Source organism: Achromobacter xylosoxidans, assembly GCF_002192695.1.
Lineage (GTDB): Bacteria > Pseudomonadota > Gammaproteobacteria > Burkholderiales > Burkholderiaceae_B > Achromobacter > Achromobacter xylosoxidans_C.
Genome location: NZ_MTLG01000016.1, coordinates 1 through 763, shown reverse-complemented (window position 1 = coordinate 763; position 763 = coordinate 1). Strand labels below are relative to the sequence as shown.

Sequence of the window (763 nt, the reverse complement as noted above, 5' to 3'; positions counted from 1 at the left end):
CGAGCTGGGACCAGCCGCCTCTTTCGAGGGCACGTTGAGCCGCGGCATGGCTGCGGAAGTACTCACGAGATTCCCGCGAGACGGGACCTTCGGTATCGCGCGTGCCGATGTAGTGGCCGGCGGCGCTGTGCAGGACTTCGAGCGGCAGGAACTTGCCGCAGTAGGTCAAGGCCAATTGACCGAATCGGCCGAAAGAGGCTTGCTGGGACATGGATGGGCTCCTTGGAAAAGCGGGGCCCTGTCCCTCACGGGATGGCAGCTCCCGCACGCGGTTGAAAAAAAGCATCAGCGTCTTGGGGACGCGCGTCCGCGCAATGGATGCGATGCGGACTGGTGGGTTGCGCGGAGAGAACCCCGCGGCAGCCTGAAACCCTGGCTGCTGGCATGTGCTGACGAATCAGCGAACATGCGGACAGCTTCGTGAGGGTGCCGCGCCACGTCAGTTGGAAATCGGCATCTGGTCCAGCCCCGATTGATGTGCGCAGGGACAAAGAAAAGCCCCGCAACGAGTGCGGGGCGGTCATGACGGTGCGGTGAGGCTGGATCAGCGGGGCTTGTCGCCCAGGACATGCTGCTTCCAGATGGCGAATGCCTCGTCCGCTGGCAGCTCGGCCAGGATGACGATGGGCTGGTCCTGTCGGCTGCGCAGCTTTGCGAAATATGCCGCGCGTTCGGCAATGGCCTTGAGCTTGATGCCCTTGAGGAACAGCAGCCGGCCGTCCTTGATGAACAGCACCTTGTTGCCGATGTCGCGGTTGAACGC

Annotated in this window: 1 protein-coding gene and 1 pseudogene; both read right to left on the bottom strand. The window is 63.3% G+C overall.

The window, feature by feature from the left end; all coding sequences use genetic code 11:
- The coding region (locus tag BRO63_RS03945; RefSeq protein WP_088138636.1) for a hypothetical protein at positions 1–211 on the bottom strand (211 nt) is incomplete at its 3' end.
- A gap of 333 nt (positions 212–544) precedes the next feature.
- Positions 545–763, bottom strand: a pseudogene (locus tag BRO63_RS03940) (hypothetical protein); the annotation flags it as partial.